We start from the raw sequence: 22021 nt of genomic DNA, 5'->3' as shown, positions 1-22021 counted from the left end.
ACGCCTTGAAGGCGAAATAGGGCGTCAAAATGCCCGAACGTGACTTATTGTTCTTTGGGACATCTAGAGAGATGGGAAATGTGGGATTGGGGATCCATTCCCAACAATAGATTGCAAACAGATAAAGAAGCAATAAGGAATTGGGACAAAACCAACGACGGAATTCTGCATTTAGCAGGCCGTGGAAGCGTCTTTTGCTATTCCTTTTCCTTGTTGGAAAACCTGCTTCGGTCTTCTTAATCCACGCTTTGCATGAGGCAAAGCGATGAGAGTCTGCGTGATACAACTCACCACATTAAGTGCTCCGCGGCACATCTCGTCGCTCTTTTCAGTGCCACTCTCTTGGCGTATAAGGTGTGTGTGCTATGCCTGACGCCGGATTAAACCGATGGGCTCAGCCGACCGTGATCCTAGTCGCGACCGATCTCAGTGATCTAGACCGGCTCATGCCTTTTGCGCTTCAACAGGCGCATGAATCCAGCGCGCGCATCATTCTGCTGCATGTGCTTTCGGCAGGTGCCGGATTTGCACCAGACGCAGTGGGAATGCCTTCATACGATCCAGCAGGCGCCATCGAATTTGTCATCAAGACACTCGAACCCTGGAGGATAAGGGCGCGAGGGCAGGACATTGCGTGCGATGCGGTCGTACGCGAAGGATTTCCCGCTCAACAGATCGTGACAGCGGCTCGTCAGTTCCGGGCGGACCGTTTGTTACTCGGAACCCGGAGCCGGAGCAAGGTCAGCAAGTTGCTCCTTGGCTCCGTGGCAGAACAAGTGCTGCGCTCGGTTAACCTCCCGGTCATCACCGTGGGTCCCGAGGCTCATCTCGAGGTGTCCGGCGACGCCCGGCAAAGGGTCGTCTTGCATGCCACCACGTTAAGAGAGACCTCAAGCCCGAGCGCAGCGCTTGCTTGCCAGATCGCCGTCAGGCAAAAGGCGAAGCTCGTCCTGCTTCATGTATTGCCACCCGTTGCCGAAATGCAGCGTGATCGCCTTCCAACTGGGTTGGACTCAACGGCGATGCGCGAGTTGCGTATCCTCGCAGCGGAAACTTCTGCGGCCGATTCATGTTGCACGGAGGTTGACGCGCGCATTGCACACGGCCATCCTGCGATCGAGATTCTTGCGACATCGGTAGAACTGGGTGCTGATCTTATTGTTCTAGGTTCGACGCATCGCTCGGCGTTTCACAACCTGACCCACGATCGTACCGTTGTTCGCGTTCTGGCGCACGCGCGATGCCCAGTGCTCACGTTGCTGGATGAAGTCGAAGAACCGGTTGCGGCTGCGATGGAACAGGACAAGATTTTCCTCTGAGAACCACCGGGATCAGCCTTCTTTTTTCTCTTTCGCTCCGAACCAGCCGGCGCTCTGCGCCTCGTCAAGCTTCTGCCTGAGATAAGCCCACAACGCTGGACATCCAGTTTCGACGGGCGGTCCGTTGCGTGCGATCACCTGTTCGCAGCGGATGCCGTTTTCTCGCCAGCTCTGACCGTTGTTGGCCAGATTGAGAATGATGGGAATAGATCTGTCCATGGCGTGGGCGAACTTGGCTTCGGGCGTTTCGGCCGCTTCGAATTCATGCCACAGCTCTTGGAATGATGAGCTGAGGTTTGCGGGCAGCATTGTACAAATACGTTTGACGGCCCTCTCTTCGGCAAGCTTGCGCTGCTCCAGCCCTTCGGTGGCGTAGACGATCATATCGCCAGTATCGATTTCTCCGATGTCGTGCAGCAACAGCATGCTGATAACCCGTTGGAGATTGACAGAAGACGGGGCAAAGGAGGCAAGCGACAAAGCAAAAACGGCGAGTTGCCAACTGTGTTCTGCTGAGTTCTCAAAACGCGCCAAACCCAGAGGACGCGTCTTGCGTTCTACGCCCTTCAGTTTGTCGAGTTCGCGAATGAAATCAATGAAAGGTTGCAGCGATTCTTCCCGAGACACAGACCGGTCTCCTATCGCGATTGCGAAAAGATTCTGAGGGAAGTCTACGCGGTGAGGCGTTCGAGTTGATCGGGCTTCGAGATGGTCATGCTGGCGCCCTTGATGACAATCCACTGATCGCGGCGGAACTGGTTCAGCAATCGCGTCACCGTCTCGCGTGAAGTGCCAGCCATATTGGCGATCTCTTCATGGGTCAGCGCCATGGTGAAGCGGATTTCGGGCTTTCCGAGGGAAGCGGCCTTGCCCCAGTCCAGCAGTAGACGGGCTAACCGTCCTGCAGCTGATCCTGAAAGAGCAAGTCTCTTAGCATCGTGGAAGACCGTGAGGTATTCGCCGGAGAGCGATTGTGCGGCATGCATGCTGGCAATTCCATGACGTCCGAGGAAATCGATGAACTCCTGCTTACGAATGGTCTTTACCTGGCAGGGCTCGATCGCTTCGGCGGTCACTTCGTGGGGGACGTTCGCGAGGACAGCACTGAGTCCCATCACGTCGCCCGGAGCCGCGATTTTCAGAATCATGGTCTTGCCGTCGCGCGAGGTCGAGGAGATCTTGACCTGGCCAAAGCAGATGACGAAGACGTTGCGTGCTGCATCACCCTCTGTAAATAGTTTTGCGCCGCGGGCATGGCTCATCATGATTCCGATTCCGTCGAAATCTTGTAAAGCCTCGGTTGTTAGATTGCAGAACGTGCGGAGATGCCGGTGCTCGCAATTAAGACAATCTTCCGGTGGGTGATGAGAGTGTATTCCAGCCATACTTTTTCCGCAGGTTTAAACAGAGTATAACCCACTTCTCTCAAGTAAACAGCAACGGCTGGGCTTAATGAATCTTTCTTTAGAGTTAAGCGAGTAGCGGTATTTGTTTCCAATTTGCGATTCAAGACGAATTACGGATGCAAATGCGACGTCGGCTTGCGCCGTAATCCTGCCTGCCTTGTTGCGCAGCACAGGTTATATGCCCTTGATACTTCACGAGCTAGCTCTTCCAGCAATTGCATTCTTATACGCGGATAAAGCTCAAAGGCGCGTTGCAGCGCCTCCTTCGGCAACCGGAGCACTGTACCTTTGGTTTGACCGACCAATGTATATGTGTGACGTACGTCACCCAACATTGCAGCCAACTCGACCAGTTCTCCGGCGCGGACGGTTCCGAGATTGAGCCGGGCATCCAGTCGAGCCGCTTTCCGCAGCAGTTGACCGGAGATCGAAACGTACAAGCCGCGACAGACATCATTCTGATGGAATATTACTTGTCCCGCGTCAAACTCGATGCACTCGGTGGCGGCATTCAACATGTTGCCGATCGCCGGTGGACAGGCTAACAATTCTGCAATCGGATGCGATGCGGCAGGTTCGTGCCGCTCGGAGAATCCCGCTGGTTGCATGGTCCCCACTCCTCTTGCTTCGTTCTGGTGCACGTTCAACTCGCGAGCGTAGTCTGCGGCAGTTCTCCAATTGACCCGTTCGCTCTGTCGCATGATCCTTCGGGACTGAAAATAAGCAAACTCCATATGCGACCACTGGTCTCGAAACAAGCCGCGAATCTGAACGATTTCATGGGCAGTCGACGTCGATCTTCTGCCGCTCTCTGTCGGATTGAGAAGAATACTCAGTCCGACCTACACGATGGTCAACAGGGCGCACTAGCACAGGTTTCTGATTCTCGCGCGATGATCTTCTCCGCAGGAGGAACACAGAGCACCGGTACGCGTGATCGGGCGAGCAGTGTGAATGCCGTTCCATGCGGGCCGGGAGTTTCGCTGGTGCGCTTCACACCAATTACCAGTACGCTTGGATGATATTGTCCGATTGCTTCGACGATGGCATCGCCGGGTTTGCCATCCTTCACGATGCAGCGCACCGGAAAGCGTCCATCGCTTTCAATCCCAAACTGCTCGCGGGTTCCCACCACCGGGTTAAGAAAAGCTATCGCTTCCTCGGGACGCCGTGCATGTACGCCGATCAACGTTCGGTGGAATACTTCGGCTAGAGAGGAAGCTGTGGCAACCGCTTCGGCCGTGGCATCATTTCGCTCCATGGCCAGCATGACTGGTCCGCCAGGCAGCGGGCGGAAGGCACCAGCGTTATAGTCGGCTGCAACTGCCAATACGGGACATGGACACAAACGCACCAATTGCTCCGCAACCGATCCTACGAGGATCGGCCCCGCGCCTTGCTTTCCCTCCGTACCAATGACGATGAGGCCCGCTTCGTATTTGCGCACAACGTCCACCAGCATCTGCGCAACTTCTCCCTGTCGAATCTCGGAATGACTGTGAATACCCTCACGGACAAGGTCGGCTGACATCTGGTCGAGGATTGTCCGAGCCTGCTCAGTCAGACTGCTTAGAACCTTCCCGGGAACCGAAAGCACCGACGCATAATCAACCGGGTCAAGCCCGTGGGCCAGCACAATGCGTGAACCATATGCAACCGCGAGTTTGCGCGCGTACTCTAGGGCAGCTTCCGCGCGACCATCCAAATCAGTTGCGACGACAATGGTTTTCAAACCTGACGTAAAACTCATGACTTCCCTCGTTGCGCCAGCCCTTGGCGCGGGGTACACCGGTCGACGCAGGGCCGGATGTTTACTGAGTCTGCTCTCGCATACAGCGTGGAGCAGTGACCCCTTTCACTTCCTCCTGTGACTGTGGTCACAAACGGTGACAAATGTGGAACTTACCTCCACGCAACGATGAAATGGAAAGGAAATTTCGGGCGACTGAGCCCGTGTACACGCGGAAGCCGGATACGGTAGGCTTTCCCGGTCATGAAAAACTCCACAAAAGCCTCTATTCAATCGATTGTGCACGCTCAGCTGGCGGGTTTGGCCGTCGGTGTTCTCGCGTGCCTGTTCTGGTGTTCAGGCAATTCAGTAGCCCAGGCGCCATCACCGGATTCGCCGGCCATCGAAGCCAAAGCCAAGGCGATGGTGGCGAAACTGACCCTTGACCAAAAGATCAAGCTTATCGGCGGCGTCGACAGCATGTTTACCAATGACATCCCTGCAATCAACTTGCCGAGGTTGAAAATGTCGGATGCGTCGGTGGGTGTGCGCACCTGGGGTCCTACCACTGCTTACGCAGGAGGCGCCGCGCTCGCTGCCACGTGGGATCGCGAGTTTGCCAAAGAACTGGGCGAAGCCCTCGGTCGGGATGCACGTGCCCGCGGCGTCAATTTCCTGCTTGGTCCGGGAGTCAACATTGCGAAGGCACCCGTCAACGGCCGGAACTTTGAGTATCTTTCTGAAGACCCCTATCTGAATGGCGCTCTGGTAGCCCCGTACATTGAGGGCGTTCAATCGCAGGGTGTAAGCGCCACAGTGAAGCACTATGCGCTAAATAACGAAGAGTACAACCGCCACAACGTGGATGTGACCGCGGATGAACGCACCATCCGGGAGTTGTACCTTCCCGCGTTCGAAGCGGCTGTAAAACAGGGTCACGTAGACGCGGTGATGGACTCGTACAACCTGATCAACGGATCGCACGCTACCCAGAATGAGTTCCTCAACCTGAAGGTGCTGAAGGGTAAGTGGGGTTTTCTGGGCGTTCTGATGTCGGACTGGGATGCCACATACGATGGCGTGGCAGCCGCGAACAACGGCCTTGATCTGGAGATGCCATCGCCTCGATTCATGAACCAGCAGACACTTTCGACTGCGGTGAAGAATGGCACGGTGAAGGAAGCCACGATCGATGACAAGGTGCTGAGGCTGTTCCGCCTGGCACTTCGCTACGGCTGGCTGGATCGGCCGCAGCTCGATACAACCCAATCAACCTATTCCATCGCAGATCGAGAAGTCGCACTGAAAGGCGCACTCAAGAGCATCACCCTGCTAAAGAACGAAGGACACACGCTGCCACTGGACCAGTCAAAGGTGAAGACCATCGCAATCATCGGACCGGATGCATGGCCAGCAGTGACAGGCGGCGGTGGATCATCGGAGGCGGCTTCATTCGCGCCAATCAGCATCGTGACCGGGATCGGAAACCTTGTGGGGCCGGATGTACATGTTCTCTACGCCCGCGGACTGCCGGAGATGGGCGATGTCTTCTGGCAGACGCATTGGGAAAAAGGCCTGACCGAGTCGACCTATCAGAACAAAACTTTTAGCGGAGCGGCGGAAACTGCCACTCCGCAGAACATCAACAACTACAAGCAGGAGTGGTGGGGCCCGGAAGACAAAACGCCGCGAAGCATTCGCTATAGCGCTTCATTCGAAGCGCCAAAGACCGGCAAATACCTCGTGCTTGCAGCTGCCTCAGAAAGCGATCACTTCACGGTAAGCGTGGATGGCAAACAAGTAATCGAGCAGGCCCAGGTAGAAGGCCAGCATCCCGAATCTGCAACGGTCGACATGAGTGCGGGACAAACCATCAAGGTCGTTGCTGATTATCTGCCGGGATTCGTCGGCAACCGCTTCGGACTTGGCGTCGTGAATGAAGAAGACATGATCGCTGCGGATGCGAAGAAATTTGCGTCTGTCGCTGATGTGGTTATCCTCGCGGTTGGATTCAACACGACTACTGAAAGCGAGGGCTTTGATCGCTCCTTCACGCTGCCCTGGGGACAAGATGCGCTTGTCGAAGCCATAGCCGCAGTCAATCCTCATACCGTTGTTACGTTCATCGGTGGTGGCGGATTTGACACACGGCGCTGGCTCGATAAGGTGCCTGCTCTTGTACACGCGTGGTATCCGGGACAAGAGGGTGGTACGGCGATCGCGCAGGTTCTGTTCGGAAAACACGATCCCGAAGGCAGGCTGCCGGTGAGCTTTGATCGCAGCTGGCAGGATGATCCGTCCTACGCGTTCTACTATCCGATAAAAGGTGCCGACACGAAGCTCCACGTCATGGAGAACAATCATCCAGCGGTGGACTACGACATTCCACATGTGAAGTACGACGACAAGCTCATGGTGGGCTATCGCTATTGGACAACGACGGGCAAACATCCGTTATTTCCATTTGGATTCGGCCTCAGCTATACGACGTTCAGCTTCTCGAATTTGAATGTGCCTGCCACCGCGACATCAGGTTCCACTGTGCCAGTTAGCTTCGATGTCACAAATTCCGGCGCAACAGAGGGTGCGGAAGTGGCGCAAATCTACGTCTCGGACCCGTCCTCCAAAGCGAAGAGGCCGGAGCGCGAGTTGAAGGGATTCGAAAAAGTGCAGCTCGCTCCCGGCGAAACAAAACACGTTACGATTTCACTGGATGCGCGCGCGTTCAGCTACTGGGATGAAACGAAGCATGACTGGACCATTGATCCGGGTAAGTTTATTGTTCTAGTTGGCGACTCCAGTGAGAACACTCCCCTCCATGCAGATCTGACCGTCAACTAAGCTGCGGTTAGAAGCTGAGAGGCCTGCCGGATGATCGCGGCAGGCCTCTTGTTTTGCGTGAACTAATTTTATTGTTGATTGTCGTCATCACCTGTTGCGGGCTGGCTCAGCCACGGGGTGAAAAGTACATTGGGACCGCTAGTTGTGGAGCATCCCCAAGCACCCGGTCCCTTTGGGCATCCCCAGTAATTTTCACTGGCGATAATGCCTCCTTTGCAACTCGGATCATCGAGAGTGCAAACGTTCGCCACGCCCACTTTTCCGCCCCGCAGATCATTGAGATGAATATTGACCCAAGTCGGCGTGTTGAACGCGATGTCAATATCTTCATCGGTAATGACGTTGCCAGAAATGATCGTGCCATTGATCGGCGTTCCGCCACCACCGCTGTTGATGTTGATACCGACACGGCCGCCTGTAGCAGTGTCATCCAAGTCAGCGAGATTTTTTGCAATGTAGTTGCCGGTGATGACGTTGCCATCCATATTGTCGGCGGGCAATCCAAAGTTAGGACCAACGTGTGAGTGCAGGGCGACACCGCCCAGTCCATTGCCGATCAGCCTGTTGTGGGTGATCACGTTTTGTGAGGAACGGCCCTGACCGTTTCCGTCAGAGAACATGCCTACACCCGCACCGCCAACCATTACGCCATTGTTTTCGACATCATTGCCATCAACGGTGATGTGAAAAACTCCGTGATGCTTTGAGCCGATTGCACCGACGGGTGGATGTGAAGCAAGAACGATGCCACACTCTCCAGGGTTGTCGGTGACTGAGTTATGAAGGATGAGAATGTCATGGCTTGCAGCGGACTCATCGCTGACCAGAATGCCGTCATCATTTTTCGTAATCGTATTTCCAGAAACGGTTGAATCCCAGACGCCGATCAAGTGCAATCCGCCGCCGCAATCACCTGTCTCGTCCAGTTCAAAAGCTGGCTGGCCGGAGCAGCCCGTCGGCGCGCCCGTGAATACAGCTGTGGCCTTCGTGTTGTTGGCGATTCTGTTATTGCGAATTACGACGTCCGAGGCACTGACGACGAGAACGCCCTCCCAATTCGCATTCTTTACGGTGAAACCGGAGAGAGTTACGTGGGCTAGGCCTGCGTTATCGAATCCGTCTACAAAGACGCCGTTGGCAAGCCCGGTAGCGTCAATGATGGAAACACCCACACCCGCACCGATCAACGAAATGGGCTTTCCAATTACGACATCTTCTTTATAGGTTCCGGGGCCTACGTTGATCACATCCCATGCAGCGGCGTGAGAAAGAGCGGTTGTAATCGTTGAGTAGCATCCGTGCGATCCTGCGGGATTCACACACAATGTTGCAGCTGCGGCTTTCTGATAGGAACCTGCAATCACAACTGTGCAACAGAGAAACAGCGCTTTGCGAAAAGTTGCTGGGGACATGCGACCTCCTGGGGAATGTTCTTCGAGAGGACCCCATTCTGAGCGCGCTAGGATTAGCCGTCAAGCGAAAAGCGGATATGACCGCGCCGGTCGGAGCCGGACTTGAATTTCGCGACAATAAATTGCACAAGTAGTGAGAATCTCGCGACTTGCTTTTCTCAAACACTAATGCGGATACTGTTCATTTTTCTGTTGGAGCGAGCGGAGCGGGCAAGCCGACTTCGCTCGCAGGCGGCAGTGTGTGCGTGCCCCGCCAGTGCTCGATGACGTTTTTCCACGCGTTGCCTCGGCCTACCCATAGTTGGGCCGAGCGATCATAACGGGCCATGTTGTTGGCGAGCCAGTAGGGCCGGTTGTCGAGCAGCCACGCATCGTGGAAGAGCTGTCCAATTTGCGAGTATCCGTCGCGAATGTCTTCAAGGCGTCCGTTATTGGAGCCGATGGTATAGAGTGCCTCAGACACTTCTCCCCATTTACTGTTGTCGCCGGCAAGCGTCTGCGCCTTCGCATAGAGGCTCGCGCATTCCTGCGCGGCGGTGAACTTAAATCCTATAAAGTCGATACGGCGGGCGCCTAGTTCGATTGCGTCCAGTGCTTCGGGATTGTCGAGCTTTGCGGCGGCACGGGCCTGGGCAAGCAGCGTAATGGCATTCTCCGCGTGAAGTCGAAGTTCGGAAGCCACGGGTACTAACTTCATTGCCACCTGCTGTCCTTCCGGAGAAAACGGATCAACCCAGAAGTAGAAGTCTTGTGCGTCTTCGAGACCGGCGGTTTTAAGCGTGGCGTGGGCGGCCATCAACTCTTGCTGTGCCTGGCTGATCTTTCCGCTCGGGTCGTCGTGAAACGCCTGGCCGTAAGAGGCGATAAAGCTGGCCTCAGAGCTTTCGCCGGGCTGCCATGCAGCGGCTGCTCCGAAAAGAACGCCAAACCAGTTTTCATCGAAAAGGCCTTCGCCGTCATCATTCCAAACTGTGTTGAGCATTCCGGTAGCGCCAAGTTTCTGGCCGTCGCGAACAAATGCGCGAATATTACCGAGGGCTTCGTTGTTGTTGGGATAGACGCGATTCCAGTTGTTCACTCCCGACGCTACCCAAGTCTCGAGTCCCGATTTGAGGAACGGCTCCAGGTTTTTAGTGAAGTCAGGCTTCGCGTCATAGTGCCACGAGACCGCAATCATATCCTTGGGTAGGGTGCCTACCAACTCCGGTGAGTTTTCTGCAATGTCGCCCCAGAACAGCAAACGCTTGTGGTTTGGCTCAAGCTGCTTATGGATCTGCGAGAGGAAGTTGAGATACACCGCTCCCAGTCCCTTTTGTGCGACCTCATCCCGTGTGCGTCCAAGACCTAGCTGATCGGTCTCGTCCGCGCCGATGTGTGCATAGGGACCGGGGAAGACTTTCGCCAGTTCGCCGAACCACTCACCGATCTGCGGCAAGCTTCCCGCATCACCCGGCGCCAGCACAGCACCGTGCGGCGTTTCGCCCAGCGTCGAGTACCGCTCAAACTTGAGCACGTGATGAAGATGGCCGAAGGCTTCCTGCTCAGGAATGATGATGATGTGATACTTCGCCGCATACGCCACGAGCTCCCTTCCCTCGTCGGGTGTCATCGCGCCGCCGGGAAAGGCTGCAACAGGCGTGCTGGCATAGGCAAACGTGTGCTCGAAATAGGGCGAGAAAATGTTCAGCTTGTAGGCAGCAAGGGTGCGGATTTCGCGCTTGAGGAAGTCCATGTTCGGCAGCGGGCCGCGCGACCAGTCGTCAGAGAGCCCGCGATGAGGCATTGCGGGCCAGTCGCGGATGTTGGGGATGAGGAGGATCGCATCTTTGCCGATGCCGCGGATGAGTTGCTTAACCGTCTGCGCTCCATAGAAGATGCCAGCGTCAGTTTCAGCACTTACGATTAACCCGCGCGCCGATGTGGGCTCTATCTTGTACGCCTCCTCCGGCTTCTCGAAGAGATCCTTTGCACGCGCTGCGCTTTCACGTTCGAAGCGGATCGTCGCACCGCTCTCTTTTCCGGTACCGATTCCGCGATCCTTGAGGGTTTGTTCGAGATCCTTCGCCGCAAATTCGTCTTCGCTATTTCGATCTGAGACGATACGCAGGCCTGCGGTTCCAATCGGGATGGACTTGACGGCTGTGCACTCGCGCGGCGCCGGCAGCAGATGCAAATCGGCGCATGTAGGCGTGGACTGCGCCGAAGTTGCGATGATCCCCAATGGAAAGATACAGAACGCCGCAAGGCGAAGAATGCGCATAAAACCCCCAAGTGAAACGTTTGAAACCGCTTGTCAGAGTAAATCCTGCTCATTGATCACACAAGTACGCAGGATTGGAATTGAATCTTTAGTTGCATTAAATCTTGTGTTCAGATCCGGATGAAGATCCGCTTGCGATACATCCAATAGAGAATCAGCCAGTACGCCGCCATCGTGAGGACGCCGAGGAAGAAAGGCTCGAGCGCGGCGCCGAACGCGTTGAGAACACGCATGCCGAGATGGATGCGGAAACTACTCAGGATGAACTCTTCCCAGAGGTGCGCGATGAGGTATGCGGCAATCGAGTTCATGCCCACGACCACAAGCGGGAAGGCTAGCCTTTGATTTTTCTTAGCATCGACGATCCACGAGAACGCTGCAAGGAACAGGAAGCAGACACCGCCGCTCCACAGCGTCCACGAAGGCGTCCAGATCCGCTTCACAATCGGACATATCCCGGTGAAATGCAGCACGAGTCCAGCCGCCATCAACGCCACCGCAGCAAGCGCAAACTTCCGCAGAGGAATGTTAGGCGTCGCTTCATGGAACCATCGCCCGGCAATTACTCCTAGCAGCATCGTCCCCAGCGTCGGAATGAAACTAAGCGTCAAATAGCCGCCGCCGTTGAAGGCAAACCGACTGGTTCGCGGAAACAGGTTCAGAAACCAGACGTCGAACGCCTGGCCAAAATTGCTGTTCTTGTTCCAGTGCGACGCGAAGCCGCTATAAATGTGGTGCCAATCGGGCGCGACACCCACAGCTGCCCAGTTGAAGTTCGCTCCTGGCGCGGGATAGAGCGCCCAGGCCAGCCAGTAGGCGAAGAGAATCAGGGCGAGAGAAATCCATTGCCAGCGCGCCTTCGCAAAGGTGAGCAGAAAAGCGAAGGTGTATCCGAGGCCGATCTGGGTAAGGGTGTCTTCAAAGGTGTAGTACGTAATCGGCCCATCGGTTGAGCGCAGAAAGATGCCCAGTGCGATGAGCAGAAAGCTCCGCCACATCGTATGTAAAAGCATGTGCGTGAAACTTTCGCCTTTACGCTGGCGACTGCGTATGGAGTAAGGAAGGGCGACGCCAGCAAGAAATGTAAATCCCGGCTGTATCGTGTCGTGCAGGCTCATTCCGGCCCACTCAACGTGGGTCTGGTTGTATGCCAGGATGCGCCAGAATGTGCTTTGCGGAAATGAGCGCGCTACATCAGCGAAGCGCATCACTTCGCCCATCATCAGCACCATCACGAGGCCGCGATAGGCATCGACAGCAACGTTTCGCGGAGGGGGCGCGGGAATGCCCTTCTCCGGCGTTGAGCGAGTTGCGTCGTAAGAAGGGCTGACTGCGGAGCTCGTGACCACTGCTGATGTGCTCCCGATGGGATGTCGCCGAGACCGCCCCGGCTGCCCAACATCCTACAGGAAAATCTCGACGATCACCGCAAAGTTTTGAGCGCTGGATAAAGCTTCCGCCACTCCGCGTATCCCGACTTGTAGGCTGCGAGATCTATCGGATCAGGCTCGATGCGCTGCGCCACTTCAATTGCCTGCCCACATGCTGCGTCGAGACTGGCCCAGTGTCCTGTGCCAACGCCAGCCATCAACGCGCAGCCGAACGCTCCGCCTTCTTCAGCCGTGAGCACTTCCACCGTTTGGCCATACACGCCTGCTTGTATCTTGCGCCAGAGTGGACCGCGCGCTCCCCCGCCGCCGAGCCGGACCGCACTCACTGGGATTCCCAGTTCCGCGAAGAGTGTAAAGGTATCCTGCAACGAATACGCAACGCCTTCCAGCACCGCGCGCGTGAAGTGCGCCGCAGTATGCACAGTAGAAATACATGCGAACGCAGCGCGCACTTGCGGATCGAGATGCGGTGTGCGCTCGCCAAGCAGATAGGGCGCCCACATCAAGCCTTCGCTGCCGGCGGGAATGTTCCCTGCCGCTGCCGTCATGGAGTCGTAATCTTGGCCGGCGAAGAAGGTCTGCTTCAGCCAATTCAAACTCAAGCCGGCACTTTGGGTCACGCCCATGACATGCCAGACTCCTGGAACAGCGTGACAGAACGTGTGCATGCGGCCTTTCGGATCTTTGGTTGGCTGCGCAGTCGCTGCAAACACCACGCCTGATGTTCCAATGGTTGCCGATACCGAACCCGGTTGTAGAATCCCCATACCCACAGCGCCCGCCCCTTGATCGCCTGCCCCGGCAACGACCGGCGTTCCGGGTGCCAAGCCTGTCAGTCCTGCTGCTGTCTCGCTAATGCGCGCACAAACTTCGGGTGACTCATACACCTTTGGCAGCCAGCTCTCAGGGATCCCTGCGGCCTCCGCCACTTCTTTCGACCAGCGGCGATGCGTGACATCCAGCAGCAGCGTGCCGCTTGCTTCCTGCACATCGATTGCAAACTCGCCGGTCAAACGGTAACGCACATAATCTTTCGGACACATGATGTGGCGAATCTTCGCGAAGATCTCCGGCTCGTGCTTCTTCACCCAAAGCAATTTGGTCAAAGTGAAGTTCGGCAGTGCGGGATTGCAGGTTAGCTCGATCAGTTTTTCGTACCCGATCTTCTCGTGCAGCCAGTCGCACTCTGGCTGCGTCCGGGTATCACACCAGATAAGCGAGGGGCGCAACACCGCGCCATTTTGATCGAGCATCACTGCGCCATGCATCTGCCCGGTCAAACCAATTCCCGCCACAGGTTGATGCGGCTCAGGAGCGGCAGCCAGCGCCAGTTTGATCGCTTCCTGCGCAGCACGCCACCAGTCCTCGGGATCCTGCTCGGCCCAGCCGGGATGAGGCGTACGAAAGGGGGCGTGCTCGCTCGCGGCCCCGCTGATCAACCTTCCATCGCCATCGACGACTACTGCCCGCGTTCCGCCTGTACCTACATCCATTCCCAGAAACCACATCGGCGTGCACTCCTTGCGTAAATCGGTTTTCTCTGCGCACGCAGCATACCAGCTTTGGGGTGCGTCGGAAAGATCTGGCAACTCCAACCTGTCCCGTTCTCGATCCACCTCATCGTCATGTAGACTCGTGTCACTCGCATTAGCCCTGCTTCCCTGCCGCAAAGCATTTCTTCTCGTTCACATGCTGGCGATTTCTTTCACGGGCGAATCGAGATTCTCCGAACGAAAGAGACTCCTATGACTGCGACCGCACCCTCACCTGAACACATATTGCAAACTGGCCTTGCTTTCTGGGCTTCAAAAACTCTGCTTAGCGCCGTTGAGATGGAGGTCTTTACTGAACTTGCCAAGGGGCCGGAAAGCCTGGAATCGCTAACCGGACGGCTCGGACTGCACCCACGCTCCTCGCGTGATTTTCTCGATGCGCTGGTGGCACTCGGATTTCTCGAGCGCCAGAACGGCAACTACGCAAACACGGCATCGAGCAATGTATTTCTTGACAAGCGCAAGCCGTCTTACATTGGCGGCATGCTGGAAATGGCGAACAAGCGCCTCTTCCATCATTGGGGCCACCTCACCACCGCACTCCGTACCGGTCAGCAGCAAAACGAGGCATCAGGCGAACAAGAAACCTTCGCTGCCCTATATGCCGATCCCACTCGCCTCAAGGGTTTCCTGCGCGCCATGAGTGGTGTAAGTCGCGGCGCGAACATGGCTATTGCTGCAAAGTTCCCGTGGTCGAGTTACAAGACCGTTGCCGACTGTGGTACGGCACAGGGCGATCTGATCGTGCAGGTCGCGCTCAGGAATTCGCATCTCTCTTGCACTGGATTCGACCTGCCCGAGGTTGCGCCGATCTTTGAAGAGTATGTCGAAGAGAACAGACTCTCGGATCGCGTGCATTTCAAGCCCGGGAGCTTCTTCACCGATCCTTTGCCCGAAGCAGACGTGATCATGATGGGTCACATCCTGCATGACTGGAATCTCGAAGAAAAAAAGATGCTGATCCGCAAGGCATACGAGGCACTTCCTCCGGGCGGCGCATACATTGTTTACGAAGCTCTCATCGATGATGATCGATCCAAGAACGCCTTCGGCCTCCTGATGAGCTTGAACATGCTGATTGAAACTCCCGGCGGATTCGACTACACCGGCGCCGACTGTATTGGCTGGATGAAGGAAGCAGGCTTCCGTGAAGCGCGCGTCGAACACCTGATCGGTCCTGACTCGATGGTCATAGGCACCAAGTAATTGAAAACGGGCGGGATGACCCGCTTCATCCCGCAACAACAACGTTTTGTCACAATTTGCTCTGCCAGCGAACTTTTCCTTTCGTCTTCGCGTACCTTTGGTTACGGCCGAATGCTCGTCGCGGCTGCGTGCGGAACTCCGCACATCCCCCAAAGGTCAGGTAGCGGCCATGGCGTTTTTCAGCGATCAGTTCAAGCAAGTATCTAGAAGGCTCGCGCGGGCACCTTTGTTCACCACCATCACGCTGATTACGCTGGCGGTTGGCATCGGGGCGAACACCGTAGTCTTCAGTGTGGTGGAGGGAGTTCTCTTAAAGCCCCTTGCCTATCCGCAGGCCGACCGGCTCATTGGGATGTGGCACTCCGCCCCTGCCATCGGCTTTCAAGGCGACCTCAACATGGCGCCCTTTCTCTACTTCATTGATCGGGAGCAGAGCACCACGCTTGAAGATGTCGGCATGTACAACGGAGATTCGCTCTCCGTCACAGGAGTGGGAGCGCCCGAACACGTTTCGGGCATGGACATGACAGACGGGACCCTTCCGATGCTTGGAGTCAAGCCAGTCCTGGGACGGCTTTTCACGCGCCGTGATGACACCGCGAACGCACCCAAGACGGTGATTCTCTCATACAACTACTGGCAGAAGAAGTTTGGCGGCAGCGATTCCGTGGTGGGCCAGGCAATCAATATTGATGGCACGAACCGCGAAATCATTGGTGTTCTGCCTCGGAGTTTCCAGTTTCTGGATAACTACGACGCTGCTCTGTTTTTGCCCATGCAGATGGATCGTAGCAAAGTGAAGCTTGGCAACTTCAGCTTTCGTGGAATTGCCAAGCTGAAACCCGGCGTGACTTTGAAGCAGGCGAATACTGATCTGGATCGCCTGCTGCCGATAGCAGTCCACAGTTTTCCGGCGCCAGAGGGATTCAGTGCCGCCATCTTTGAGAAGGTAAAGATCAATGCGAACGTCCACACCCTCAAGAGAGACGTGGTAGGGGATGTAGGAAACGTTCTTTGGGTCTTGATGGGATCGATTGCTGTGGTGTTGCTGGTTGCATGCGCGAATGTCGCAAATTTGCTCCTGGTACGCGTTGAAGGAAGACGGCAGGAGCTGGCTGTTCGGTCTGCGCTTGGCGCGGGTCGCTCAAATATCACCATGGGTTTGCTGTTTGAGAGCGGCGTGCTCGGAGTTACCGGCGGCGTACTGGGACTGGCGCTTGCTTTTGCTGCGCTGCGCGTTCTGGTGGCGGCTGCTCCTACAGGATTGCCACGACTTCACGAGATTGGCATCGATTTTCCAGTACTGGCCTTTGCCGCTGGGACGGCGCTCTTTGTTAGCGTGGTGATCGGGATGCTTCCGGTGATCAAGTATTCCGGCGTACAGATCAATACCGGTTTGCGCGAGGGCGGGCGTGCGCTCAGCCAGAGTCGTGAGCGGCATCGGGCTCGCAAAGCTCTGGTTATAGTGCAGGTCGCTCTCGCTCTTGTCCTTCTGATTTGCTCCGGGCTTATGATCCGAACCTTTCAGGCGCTGGCAAATGTTTCGCCCGGATTTGCCGACCCGGCCTCACTGCTAAAGTTTCGCATCTATATTCCTGAATCGACCGTACCTGAGACTCAGAAGGCAAATGTGATTCACATGGAGCAGGCTATCGCCGAGAAACTTGCTGCGATTCCGAATGTCTCATCCGTCGCATATTCCACTCATGTTCCGATGGACGGAAACGATTCAAATGACCTGCTATACGCACAGGATCGCACCTATCGCGAAGGTGAACTCCCGCCAATTCGTCGCTTCGTCAATGTATCCCCCGGATTCTTTTCCACGATGGGAACTCCGCTGGTCGCAGGACGGGAATTGACCTGGGCTGAGACCTATCAGGAGCGGCCTGTTGCCTTGGTATCGGAAAACCTGGCGCGCGAATATTGGGGCTCACCGGAGAACGCATTGGGCAAGCATATTCGGGTCGCTAACACCGATGACTGGCGCGAAATCATCGGCGTGGCAAAAAATGTTTACTTTGACGGTGTGAGCCAAAAGCCCCCAGCTGTTGTTTATTGGCCAGTTCTGCTAGCCAAATTTGAAGGGCAGGCGGAGGACGCGCATCGCGGCATATCGTTCATCATTCGCTCACCGCGCGCAGGCTCTGCAGCTTTCATGAGCCAGGTACAGCAGGCCGTTTGGTCAGTGAATGGAGATCTGCCACTGGCTGACCCGGATACAGTTGGCACACTCTATACAAAGTCCATGGCGCGCACATCTTTCACTCTCGTCATGCTCTGTATTGCGGGAGGCATGGCATTGCTTCTCGGCATCGTAGGCATCTATGGCGTGATCTCGTATGCAGTTTCGCAGCGCACACGAGAGATCGGCATTCGCATGGCGCTCGGTGCTCAGCGCGATTCGCTAACGAACATGTTTGTCAAACAGGGACTGTTGTTGGCAGCCATCGGGGCCATGTTTGGTATAGGTGCGGCCTTTGCCACTATGCGCTTCATGGCGTCCATTCTGTTCAAAGTCAGTCCTATGGACCCGTGGACGTACTCATTCGCCACGGCGGCGGTCATTGGAATTGCCTGGCTAGCCTGCTATCTACCGTCGCGGCGAGCGGCCCAGGTAAACCCCACCAGCGCGCTGCGGGCGGAATAGACTCAACCCCCGATACCGCATTGGGGGACAACTGCCCGTAGTGTGACCTTCCGCACACTTCAATTTCCACGGCCGCGTAAGAATGAAAGTGTCAGGCCGAAGGGTTTGTATCCTGCACCAGCGGCCGTGGAGAATGAACACGATGAGTGATCTTGCCCCCCTCGCTGAAGCCGTTGTCGTCGACCCATTAGTCGGACATCCGGCTGACTATCACGTTTTTCACAAATTTCTGGATCGCTGCAAGTCACTTCCGGCTATCACGACCGCAGTTTGCTGGCCGCTCTCGGATGTCGCATTGAGAGGCGCGGTCGAAGCCGCCATCGAGGGGCTGATCAAGCCAACGCTGATCGGTGACGAAGCTGAAATGCGCGCTCTTGCCGCAAAAATTGGGGTTGATATCTCTCCTTATCCGATCCTCGACGCGGACAATGAAGTGAAGGCCGCAGAGATTAGCGTGAGCATGTGCCGCAGTGGCAATGCCCAGGCCATGATGAAGGGGAGTCTGCATACTGACGAATTGATGAAAGTAGCGATGGCACGGGACACCGGTCTACGCACCTCGCGCCGCATCACCCACGTCTTCGTAATGGATACGCCCGCGTACGCGCGCACACTGCTCATCTCCGATGCCGCGATCAACATCAAGCCGGAGTTTGAGGACAAGATCCACATCGTGCAGAATGCGATCGACCTGGCTCATGCGCTCGGCATCCCGGAGCCTAAGGTTGCACTGCTCTCCGCCGTAGAGACTGTGAACCCTAAAATTCCTTCGACGATGGAAGCTGCCGCACTTTGTAAGATGGCCGATCGAGGACAGATTACTGGTGGCATTCTCGATGGTCCACTCGCCTTCGATACCGCCGTCAGTCTTCATGCTGCGGAAATCAAGCACCTGAACTCGCCCGTCACGGGACAGGCTGACATTCTGATTGTTCCTGATCTCGAGAGCGGAAACATGCTCGCCAAGCAACTGGAGTATCTGGGTGGCGCGCAGCTCGCGGGCATCGTGCTTGGTGCGCGTGTTCCGGTAATCCTGACCAGCCGCGCCGACTCGGCGGAGACTCGGCTCACCAGTTGTGCCGTTGCGTGCCTATTACACTACGCCACGCATCCCGTCGAAATCGCATAGCAGGTAATCGCCCAATTCAACAGGCGTCAATTCCTTCCGGATTTGACGCCTTTGTCTTGGTCGCTAAATGAATTTCGAAAAAATTCCTGATTGCATCAATCAGTCCATTGACAGGCTCAGCTGATGCCTGACATCGGCCCCGCGAATCCAGAAGATTACGTCGGTGGCGATGTTCGCGGCGTGGTCGGCAATGCGCTCCAGGCTGCGAGAAACCATCATCCCGTTCATCGCTTGCTGCGTCGCCTGGGGCTGCTCCTGGATCATCTTCAGAAGATCAGCCTGGGCGCACCGATTCATGCGATCAATCTCATCGTCCATTTCGCGCACTTCGTCGGCAAGGCGTGCATCGCCCTCGAGCAGCGACAAGATTGCCGTTCGAATCATGCGACCGGCAACCTCGCGCATGGCGGTAAAATCCACGGGCAATTCGACCTGTTCGGTCTTCATGATGTCGCGGGTACGTTTGGAAATCCCCATCGACTGATCGCCGATGCGTTCGAGATCACCATTAATTTTGATCACCGCGAGAATGAAGCGGAGATCGATCGCCATTGGCTGTTCTTTGGCGAGCAACTCGTAGGCCATCTCGTCGAGTTCGCGCTGGGCAGAATTGATGGCCGTTTCATTCTGCTTTACGTATTGGCAGAGGGTCAGGTCGCGAATAATATAGGCGTCGACCGCGGACTCCACCGCCTGCTGCGCAAGGGCAGCCATCGCAAGAAGCTTGTCCTTGAGTTCGGCGAGCTGAAGTTGAAAATGAATGCGCGGCAAAGCCTGTTTTTCTCCTAACGACCATTGTGCATCAAGCAATGTTACGGTCAGACAAATTTCGTTGAAGGCATCACATTTGACACGCTTTGGGCATCAAATGTCACCAAGCCAAGATCTGCCCGGATCGCCCAGGTAATCTAGGCTATCAGAATGAGTGATTCCGGTTCGACACGCAAGTCCGTGCTCAGCTTCAACCCAGCCCAGCATCCTCAACGGCAAATTTACAAGCTGATGACCGGCATTATTGTTCCTCGTCCCATCGCGCTCGTCTCCACCGTAGACGCTAAAGGCAACGCCAACCTGGCGCCTTTCAGTTTCTTTGCCGGAGTAGGATCCGCGCCACCGACCGTTTTGTTTTGCCCTGCACTGCGCCCCGGGGGAACTGATCAGGCCGGCCAGCGCAAAGACACTCTGCGCAACGTGGAGGAGACTCGCGAGTTCGTAATCAATGTGGTGAGCGAAGCGATTGCCGCTCAAGCCAATCTAAGTGCGGCCGAGGTCGGTCCTGAGGTAAACGAGTTCAAATTATCCGGCCTGACTCCGCTCGCGAGCGAAGTGGTTCGCGCGCCGCGTGTAGCTGAGTCTCCAGCACAGATGGAATGCAAACTGATGCAGGTGATATATACAGGAGACCAGCCGGCCAGCGGAGTTATTGTCCTGGGAGAAGTGGTACGCTTTCACGTTCGCGAGGACCTCATTGACGACTTTCGAGTGGATCCTTCCGGCCTCGATGCAGTAGGCCGCATGGCGGGCAACGCCTGGGTCCGAACGCAGGATCGAATCGAGCTAATCAGGCCTAAATAACATAATCGTGAAGGAACTGCGGGCTGCAAAAACTCCCCCGCCCGCATGAAGGAGCACATGGGAAAGATTGGAATCATAGGCGCGGGAAGCGTAGGCGCCACGATTGCATATGCCGCGCTGATTCGCGGAGTGGCGCGAGAAATCAGCCTGTTTGATATCGCGCGGACGAAGGTTGATGCCGAGGTACTCGACCTCAATCACGGACTGCTGTTTGCCCCACAGGCAAAAGTTGATGGCGGTGACGATGTTGAAGTGCTTCGGGGCTCAGATGTTGTCGTGATGACCGCAGGCGCAAAGCAAAAACCCGGCCAGACGCGAATGGACCTGGCAGAGGCAAATGCACAAATCTGCAAGAAGATTCTTCCGGAAGTCATGCGGATCGCGCCGGATGCTCTGCTGCTAATGGTGACGAATCCCGTCGATGTGGTGACCGAGGTGGCTCTCAAACTGACCGGCTTGCCGTGGCAGCGCGTTGTTGGTTCAGGGACGGTACTGGACAGTTCGCGCTTTCGCTACCTGGTAGCCAAGCATTGCAACGTCGCGGTGCAGAATGTGCACGCGTATATTGCAGGCGAACACGGCGACTCGGAGATTCCTCTCTGGGCGAGCGCCACGATCGGGTCGATTCCGCTGAGTCAGTGGAGCGTGGAGGGGCACGGACGTTTGACCTCATCAGACAAAGACGCCATCGTAAAGAACGTGAAGGAAGCTGCCTACCAGGTGATCCAGGGAAAAGGTGCGACCAACTATGCCGTCGGGCTCGCTGTGTGCAATATTCTCGAGGCGATTCTGTTTGATGAACGGCGAGTGCTGCCGGTAAGCGGGCTGCTCCGCGGCTTTAGGGGGATCGAGGATGTGTGCCTGAGTTTGCCGCGTATTGTGGGGCGCGGAGGGATTGAGGCGCCATTGCCGATCCCAATGACAGTAGACGAAGAGAGCGGACTGCGAGAGAGTGGGGACCGGATTCGCTCAGTCGTACGCGGACTGGGATATTAGAGGACAGGGTGGATGGCTTCGTTTGATAGCAACAAGGGTCGAGATGGTGCGAAACGTGTGTATCGCCTCAGCCCGTGGATCCGCATATTCGCGGTGGCTTTCTTTCTGTTCAGTTTGGCAGGCCTGCTGGGTTTGCTTTGGAGCCAGCACGAAGGCTTGCAAGGGCGAAATCCAGCGCAGGTGTTGGAGTGGGGAGGGATCACTATCTTCGCAGCCGGCTGGACGGTTTACGTATTCATGGCCGTGATTGTGCTGTCGAACAAGACGGTCGAAAAGCGGACTCCTTTCAAGACAGATCGCTTGCGCTTCGGAGACATTCGCGGAAGGCGCGAGACGCTGCATCGAAATTTTGACGGCAGTTCTATTCGTTATCTCCAGGTAATTCCGCGTGATCCGTTGATGCCGGTGATCAAGTTTCAGAAGTTCTACGTGTTCGATGCGGCATTTTACGCGTGGTATGACGAGTTGCCGGATCTGGATGCGATGGACAAGATGCGAAGCAGGGCTTCAGAGTTCGAACGGATCTGATCGGAACCGCCCACGGAGCTTTGTTA

General features: G+C 56.0%; 17 protein-coding genes. 8 read left to right on the top strand and 9 right to left on the bottom strand.

The features are described 5' to 3' along the window. Positions 1–365: 365 nt before the first annotated feature. Positions 366–1319: a universal stress protein gene (locus tag P8935_RS11990; protein ID WP_348265239.1), complete on the top strand. Its 954-nt coding sequence runs from the start codon at positions 366–368 to the stop codon at positions 1317–1319. Between the two features lie 12 nt (positions 1320–1331). On the opposite strand, the gene P8935_RS11985 is transcribed toward P8935_RS11990, so the two are convergent. From P8935_RS11985 to P8935_RS11970, 4 genes are all read right to left on the bottom strand, one after another. Continuing rightward, positions 1332–1946, bottom strand: coding sequence for an HD domain-containing protein (locus tag P8935_RS11985; protein ID WP_348265238.1), 615 nt, complete (start codon positions 1944–1946; stop codon positions 1332–1334). A 44-nt stretch (positions 1947–1990) separates the two neighbouring features. After that, positions 1991–2584, bottom strand: a complete 594-nt coding sequence (locus P8935_RS11980) for a Crp/Fnr family transcriptional regulator (RefSeq protein WP_348265237.1) — start codon at positions 2582–2584, stop codon at positions 1991–1993. Positions 2585–2835: 251 nt separating this feature from the next. Next, the gene (locus P8935_RS11975) at positions 2836–3426 is read right to left on the bottom strand and encodes a cyclic nucleotide-binding domain-containing protein (protein WP_348265236.1); all 591 of its coding nucleotides are present in this window, start codon (positions 3424–3426) and stop codon (positions 2836–2838) included. A gap of 152 nt (positions 3427–3578) precedes the next feature. Further along, the gene (locus P8935_RS11970; protein ID WP_348265235.1) at positions 3579–4475 is read right to left on the bottom strand and encodes a universal stress protein; all 897 of its coding nucleotides are present in this window, start codon (positions 4473–4475) and stop codon (positions 3579–3581) included. Positions 4476–4718: 243 nt separating this feature from the next. On the opposite strand from P8935_RS11970, the gene P8935_RS11965 reads away from it, so the two are divergent. Beyond that, on the top strand, positions 4719–7295 hold the full coding sequence (locus tag P8935_RS11965; RefSeq protein ID WP_348265234.1) for a glycoside hydrolase family 3 C-terminal domain-containing protein: 2577 nt from the start codon (positions 4719–4721) through the stop codon (positions 7293–7295). 68 nt (positions 7296–7363) lie between these two features. Here P8935_RS11965 and P8935_RS11960 read toward each other — a convergent pair whose 3' ends face one another. The 4 genes from P8935_RS11960 to xylB all read right to left on the bottom strand — a co-directional run bounded on the left by P8935_RS11960 (position 7364) and on the right by xylB (position 13947). After that, positions 7364–8707: a right-handed parallel beta-helix repeat-containing protein gene (locus tag P8935_RS11960; RefSeq protein ID WP_348265233.1), complete on the bottom strand. Its 1344-nt coding sequence runs from the start codon at positions 8705–8707 to the stop codon at positions 7364–7366. A 181-nt stretch (positions 8708–8888) separates the two neighbouring features. Continuing rightward, a complete protein-coding gene (locus P8935_RS11955) occupies positions 8889–10967 on the bottom strand; it encodes a family 20 glycosylhydrolase (RefSeq protein WP_348265232.1) in 2079 nt (692 codons plus the stop codon). Positions 10968–11077: 110 nt separating this feature from the next. Further along, the gene (locus P8935_RS11950) at positions 11078–12316 is read right to left on the bottom strand and encodes a DUF5009 domain-containing protein (protein WP_348265231.1); all 1239 of its coding nucleotides are present in this window, start codon (positions 12314–12316) and stop codon (positions 11078–11080) included. Positions 12317–12390: 74 nt separating this feature from the next. Beyond that, complete coding sequence (gene xylB, locus P8935_RS11945) at positions 12391–13947, bottom strand: xylulokinase (RefSeq protein ID WP_348265230.1); 1557 nt, start codon at positions 13945–13947, stop codon at positions 12391–12393. Positions 13948–14103: 156 nt separating this feature from the next. Here xylB and P8935_RS11940 point away from each other — a divergent pair, with 156 nt between their 5' ends. From P8935_RS11940 to P8935_RS11930, 3 genes are all read left to right on the top strand, one after another. After that, positions 14104–15117, top strand: coding sequence for a methyltransferase (locus tag P8935_RS11940; protein ID WP_348265229.1), 1014 nt, complete (start codon positions 14104–14106; stop codon positions 15115–15117). A 169-nt stretch (positions 15118–15286) separates the two neighbouring features. Continuing rightward, on the top strand, positions 15287–17767 hold the full coding sequence (locus tag P8935_RS11935) for an ABC transporter permease (RefSeq protein WP_348265228.1): 2481 nt from the start codon (positions 15287–15289) through the stop codon (positions 17765–17767). A gap of 142 nt (positions 17768–17909) precedes the next feature. After that, a complete protein-coding gene (locus P8935_RS11930; RefSeq protein ID WP_348265227.1) occupies positions 17910–18896 on the top strand; it encodes a bifunctional enoyl-CoA hydratase/phosphate acetyltransferase in 987 nt (328 codons plus the stop codon). Positions 18897–18995: 99 nt separating this feature from the next. Here the strand turns inward: P8935_RS11930 and phoU are convergent, their stop codons facing one another. Next, positions 18996–19667, bottom strand: coding sequence for a phosphate signaling complex protein PhoU (gene phoU / locus P8935_RS11925; RefSeq protein WP_348265226.1), 672 nt, complete (start codon positions 19665–19667; stop codon positions 18996–18998). Positions 19668–19817: 150 nt separating this feature from the next. Here phoU and P8935_RS11920 point away from each other — a divergent pair, with 150 nt between their 5' ends. Genes P8935_RS11920 through P8935_RS11910 form a run of 3 tightly spaced genes read left to right on the top strand, consistent with a single transcriptional unit; the run spans position 19818 to position 21995 of the window. After that, positions 19818–20471 (top strand): flavin reductase family protein, encoded by a 654-nt coding sequence (locus tag P8935_RS11920; RefSeq protein ID WP_348265225.1) that lies wholly within the window; start codon positions 19818–19820, stop codon positions 20469–20471. A gap of 57 nt (positions 20472–20528) precedes the next feature. Continuing rightward, positions 20529–21467, top strand: a complete 939-nt coding sequence (locus P8935_RS11915; protein WP_348265224.1) for an L-lactate dehydrogenase — start codon at positions 20529–20531, stop codon at positions 21465–21467. A gap of 12 nt (positions 21468–21479) precedes the next feature. Further along, the gene (locus P8935_RS11910; RefSeq protein ID WP_348265223.1) at positions 21480–21995 is read left to right on the top strand and encodes a hypothetical protein; all 516 of its coding nucleotides are present in this window, start codon (positions 21480–21482) and stop codon (positions 21993–21995) included. Positions 21996–22021 lie beyond the last annotated feature (26 nt).

This window comes from Telmatobacter sp. DSM 110680 (assembly GCF_039994875.1).
GTDB lineage: Bacteria > Acidobacteriota > Terriglobia > Terriglobales > Acidobacteriaceae > Telmatobacter.
This window is presented reverse-complemented; position numbering and strand designations above follow the sequence as displayed.